This is a genomic window from Burkholderia sp. E168m23, from assembly GCF_016586125.1.
GTDB lineage: Bacteria > Pseudomonadota > Gammaproteobacteria > Burkholderiales > Burkholderiaceae > Burkholderia > Burkholderia orbicola.
In genome coordinates, this window is the sequence record NZ_BCPP01000504.1 from 1 (window position 1) to 5158 (window position 5158).

At 66.4% G+C, this 5158-nt stretch carries 7 protein-coding genes and 1 tRNA gene; 6 read left to right on the forward strand and 2 right to left on the reverse strand.

The features are described 5' to 3' along the window. Together JMF90_RS23250 and JMF90_RS23255 are read right to left on the reverse strand one after the other, a co-directional pair. The coding region (locus JMF90_RS23250; RefSeq protein WP_201325473.1) for a multidrug efflux SMR transporter at positions 1-238 on the reverse strand (238 nt) is incomplete at its 3' end. 3 nt (positions 239-241) lie between these two features. Then, a complete protein-coding gene (locus tag JMF90_RS23255) occupies positions 242-739 on the reverse strand; it encodes a heme-degrading domain-containing protein (protein ID WP_077179988.1) in 498 nt (165 codons plus the stop codon). A gap of 197 nt (positions 740-936) precedes the next feature. Between JMF90_RS23255 and JMF90_RS23260 the strand changes: the two genes are divergently transcribed. The 6 genes from JMF90_RS23260 to JMF90_RS23285 form a co-directional block, all read left to right on the forward strand. Next, positions 937-1013 (forward strand) — tRNA-Met (locus JMF90_RS23260). A gap of 184 nt (positions 1014-1197) precedes the next feature. Next, positions 1198-1743, forward strand: coding sequence for an NUDIX hydrolase (locus tag JMF90_RS23265; protein WP_006476111.1), 546 nt, complete (start codon positions 1198-1200; stop codon positions 1741-1743). A gap of 10 nt (positions 1744-1753) precedes the next feature. Further along, the gene (gene aat, locus JMF90_RS23270; RefSeq protein ID WP_006476112.1) at positions 1754-2518 is read left to right on the forward strand and encodes a leucyl/phenylalanyl-tRNA--protein transferase; all 765 of its coding nucleotides are present in this window, start codon (positions 1754-1756) and stop codon (positions 2516-2518) included. A gap of 33 nt (positions 2519-2551) precedes the next feature. Beyond that, positions 2552-3382, forward strand: a complete 831-nt coding sequence (locus JMF90_RS23275) for an arginyltransferase (RefSeq protein ID WP_006476113.1) — start codon at positions 2552-2554, stop codon at positions 3380-3382. 98 nt (positions 3383-3480) lie between these two features. Next, entirely contained in the window at positions 3481-4518 is a 1038-nt protein-coding gene (locus JMF90_RS23280) for a quinone-dependent dihydroorotate dehydrogenase (protein ID WP_027807358.1), read from the forward strand. Positions 4519-4618: 100 nt separating this feature from the next. After that, a partial coding sequence (locus JMF90_RS23285; protein ID WP_201325474.1) for a transporter substrate-binding domain-containing protein occupies positions 4619-5158 on the forward strand: 540 nt, incomplete at its 3' end.

Consider the following 5158-nt stretch of genomic DNA (forward strand, 5'->3'; position numbering starts at 1 on the left):
GCAGCATCGCGACGAGCGTGATCAGCACGATGCCGGCACCCGACCAGACTGCATAGATGATGCCGACGGGCATCGTGCGCAACGTGAGCGACAGGCAGTAGAACGCGACGCCGTAACCGGCGACGACGAGCACCGACGGCCCCAAGCGCGTGAAGCCGTCCGCCGCGCGCAGCGCGGACGTGCCGATCACTTCCGCGACGATCGCGATCGCGAGCCATGCGTAACCAGGCAGTTGCATCGCTCAGCTCCTTGCGAGGGCCAGTACCGCGTAGTCGTGACCGAGCTCCGCACACAGCGCCTCGACGACGAACTCGTGGTCCGCACGCTGCGGCAACCCAGACGCGGTGATCGAGCCGATCACGCCGGCGCCGGCCACGATCAGCGGAAACGAGCCGCCATGCGACGCATACTCGGCGACCGGCAGCCCGTGCTTGTCCGCGAGCGTCGCGCCGGCCTGCTGCATGCGCAGGCCGATCGCGTACGAACTACGGCGAAAATGCGCGACGACGTTGCGCTTGCGGCGCACCCAGTCGGCATTGTCGGGCGTGGCTCCCGCGAGCGCCGCATAGAACAGCGGCTGGCCGAACGTGACGATGTCGATCGCGATCGCATGACCGCGCGACGTCGCGAGCGCATGCATCCGGTTGCCGAGCGCCCACGCGCGGGCCGGGTCGAAATGGGGAAACACGAGCGCCTGTTCCTGCGCGCCGATCGATTGCAGATCGTGAGCGATGTCCATGAATCCGTCGATGCAGTAATGAGAGTCGCAACGGCGCCGATGCGATCGCGCAGGGCCGCTGCCGGGATGACGACACAAACCGCTCGATTCTAGCGCACGTGCCTTCCCGTACCGGCCCCACCCGCGCTCGTCATGCGATTGTCAGAAAACACTTGCACGCATTCGGGTTAGCCCATATAATTCATTTCTTCGACGGACGCGGGGTGGAGCAGTCTGGCAGCTCGTCGGGCTCATAACCCGAAGGTCGTAGGTTCAAATCCTACCCCCGCAACCAACCGTCCAGAATTTCGCAAAAAGCCCGGCTTCGTGCCGGGCTTTTTGTTTTTTACGCGTCCGGGCGCCGCGCCCTCTTCACCCGCGCACCCACCGTTTCGCACGACACGCCGCCCCATGCGCAGGCGTTCGAGAATGCCGCGGCCCGGTGATACACTCGCATCACCTCGTCCCTTCCATTCGACATGAAATTCTGCTCCGTCTGCGGTCACGAAGTCCTCGCGCGCATTCCTCCGGGCGACAACCGTGAGCGCTTCGTCTGCGATCACTGCGGCACGATCCACTATCAGAATCCGCGCAACGTCGTCGGCACGGTGCCGGTCTGGGGCGACCAGATCCTGCTGTGCCGCCGCGCGATCGAACCGCGCTACGGATTCTGGACGCTGCCGGCGGGCTTCATGGAAATGGGCGAGACGACCGCGGAAGCCGCCGCGCGCGAGACGCTCGAGGAAGCCGGCGCGCGCGTCGAGGTGCAGAACCTGTTCACGCTGCTCAACGTGCCGCACGTGCACCAGGTCCACCTGTTCTATCTTGCGCGGCTCACCGATCCGGGTTTCGAAGCCGGCGAGGAAAGCCTCGAAGTGAAACTGTTCGACGAAGCCGACATCCCGTGGGACGAGATCGCGTTCCCGACCGTCAGCCAGACCCTGCGCTTCTTCTTCGCGGATCGCGCCGCCGGCGACTACGGCGTGCACACCGGCGATATCTTCCGCTCGCTGCGTAACGGCTGAGCCTCGACCCATGGTTCCCTGGCTCGGCCCGGACGATCCGTTTCCGTCCATCGAACGCGCGCTCGGTCCCGCGACCGGGGCGCCCGGGCTGCTCGCCGCGAGCGCCGACCTGCTGCCGTCGCGGCTCATCGACGCGTACCTGCGCGGCATCTTCCCGTGGTACTCGGACGGCCAGCCGGTGCTGTGGTGGAGCCCCGACCCGCGCATGATCCTCGTGCCGGCCGAATTCAAGGTATCGCCGTCGCTGCGCAAGACGCTGAAGCGCGTGCTGCGCGCGCCGGAATGGGAAGTGCGCGTCGATCACGATTTTGCCGGCGTGATGCGGGCATGCGCCCAGGCGCCGCGCCGCGGGCAGCGCGGCACGTGGATCACCGCCGAGATCATCGACGCCTATACGTCGCTCTACCGCTCCGGCAACGCGCACAGCATCGAGACGTGGCACGACGGGCGCCGCGTCGGCGGCCTATACGGCGTGTCGTTCGGCCGGATGTTTTTCGGCGAGTCGATGTATGCTGACGTGACCGATGCGTCGAAAATCGCGCTGGCCGCGCTCATCGCGCACCTTCGCGAGCAGGGGCTGGAGATGATAGACTGCCAGCAGAATACGTCGCATCTAGCGTCGCTCGGCGGCCGCGAGATCGCACGCAAGGCCTTTGTCGCTCACGTGCGCAGCGCGGTAGCCGAACCGCCGATTCCGTGGCAGTTCGACAAGCGCGTGCTCGCCGCGCTGACGAGCCCCGCTGAAACGGCGGCGCCCACCGGGACCGAGCGCTAGCGCGGCACTCCTTCCCTGCATCGAGAGCTGCCCATGACTCACCCGACTGAGCTGCCGCTTTCACCGCTTTCGGCGCTGCAATTCTATGCAACGGCGCCCTATCCGTGCAGCTATCTGGACGGCCGCATCGCGCGCTCGCAAGTCGCGACGCCGAGCCACCTGATCAATTCCGACATCTACACCGAGCTCGTGAAGGCCGGCTTCCGCCGCTCGGGCGTCTTCACGTACCGCCCGTACTGCGACGGCTGCCGCGCCTGCGTGCCGGTGCGCGTGCCGGTCGGCGAGTTCGCGCCGACGCGCACGCAGCGCAGGATGTGGAAGCGGCACCGCGCGCTGGTCGCGACAGTCTCGCCGCTGCACTACGACGAAGAGCACTACGCGCTCTACATGCGCTACCAGTCCGCGCGCCACGCAGGCGGCGGCATGGATCGCGACAGCCGCGACCAGTACGAACAATTCCTGCTGCAAAGCCGGATCAACTCGCGTCTCGTCGAATTCCGCGACCTCGACGCACCGGGCGGCGAACCCGGCAAGCTGCGGATGGTCAGCATGATCGACATCCTCGGCGACGGGCTGTCGTCGGTCTATACGTTCTTCGAGCCGGATGACCGGCACACGAGCTACGGCACCTACAACATCCTGTGGCAGATCGAGCAGGCGAAGAGCCTCGGGCTGCCCTACGTGTACCTCGGCTACTGGATCCGCGAGAGCCCGAAGATGGCCTACAAGGCGAACTTCCACCCGCTCGAAGGGCTGATCGACGGCCGCTGGAAGACGCTCGATCCGGAACGGATCGACCTGCCGCCCGTCGACGCGGCGCTGGCGCGCGCGCCCTTGCCGGGCGGGCATTCCGGCTCGGGCTGACGCGCGCCGCGGCGGCTACGAAGCAAAGCACGCCCGTGCCGCGCAACTCCCGGTAAAATAGCCGGTTGTCATTCATTCCGGCTGTCCGCCCAACTCCCGTGTTCAGTTCCCTCTACCCGCTGGCCCGCGCATCCCTGTTCAAAATGGATGCGGAAGACGCTCACCACCTTACGTTGCGCGCGCTCGGCGCGGCCGGTCGCACGGGCCTCGCCTGTGCGCTGTCGGCCCGCGTGCCCGACGCGCCGCGCACCGTGATGGGGCTCACGTTCCGCAACCCGGTCGGCCTCGCGGCCGGCCTCGACAAGGACGGCGCGGCCATCGACGGCCTCGCGGCGCTCGGCTTCGGCTTCATCGAGGTCGGCACGGTCACGCCGCGCCCGCAACCCGGCAACCCGCGCCCGCGGATGTTCCGGCTGCCGCAGGCCGAGGCGCTGATCAACCGGATGGGCTTCAACAACCACGGCGTCGACCAGTTCGTGAAGAACGTCCAGGCCGCCCGCTATCGCGGCATCCTCGGCCTGAACATCGGCAAGAACGCCGACACGCCGATCGAACGCGCCGCCGAGGATTACCTGTACTGCCTCGAGCGCGTGTACCCGTTCGCGAGCTACGTGACGATCAACATCTCGTCGCCGAACACGAAGAACCTGCGCCAGTTGCAGGGCGCGGGCGAGCTCGACGCACTGCTCGCCGCGCTGAAAGACAAGCAGCAGCGCCTGGCCGATCTGCACGGCAAGCTCGTGCCGCTCGCGCTGAAGATCGCGCCCGATCTCGACGACGAACAGGTCAAGGAAATCGGCGATACGCTGCTGCGTCACAAGATCGAAGCGGTGATCGCCACCAATACGACGCTGTCGCGCGCGGCCGTCCAGGGCCTGCCGCACGCGGACGAAGCCGGCGGCCTGTCGGGCCGCCCGGTGTTCGACGCGTCGAACGAAGTGATCCGCAAGCTGCATGCGGAAGTCGGCAACGACGTGCCGATCATCGGCGTCGGCGGCATTTTCTCGGGCGAGGACGCCCGTGCGAAGCTGGCGGCCGGCGCGGCGCTCGTCCAGCTCTATACCGGCTTCATCTATCGCGGCCCGGCACTCGTATCCGAATGCGTGAAGGCGATCGCCCGCGAACGCAGCGCGTAATATAGGCATAAACAAACTGTATTTAATGATCGATAGCGTTTTTGCTATCATCGGCTTCACGATCAGAATCATTGACCCGGACAGGGCAAGGACACACACGATGAAATTTTCGCTGCTGAAGAAGTTGCTGGTTGCCGGCGTGATCGGCACGTCGTTCGCCGCGGCGACCGCCCACGCGGCCGACCTCCTCGACCAGGTCAAACAACGTGGCACGCTGCGCGTCGGCCTCGAGGGCACGTTCCCGCCGTTCAACTCGAAGAGCCCGCAAGGCGAGCTCGTCGGCTTCGACGTCGACATCGCGAAGGCCGTCGCCGCGAAGCTCGGCGTGAAGGCCGAATTCGTGACGACCGAATGGAGCGGCATCATCGCGGGCCTGCAGGCCGGCAAGTTCGACGTGATCGCCAACCAGGTCGGCATCACCGACAAGCGCAAGGAAACGCTCGACTTCTCGCCGGCGTACACGTACTCGTCCGCGCAGCTGATCCAGCGCAAGGACGACACGCGCCAGTTCAAGTCGCTGGAAGACCTGAAGGGCAAGAAGCTCGGCGTCGCGCTCGGCACGAACTACATGGACATGGCGAAATCGGTGCCGGGCATCGACGTGAAGACGTACCCGGGCGCGCCCGAGTACCTGCGCGAT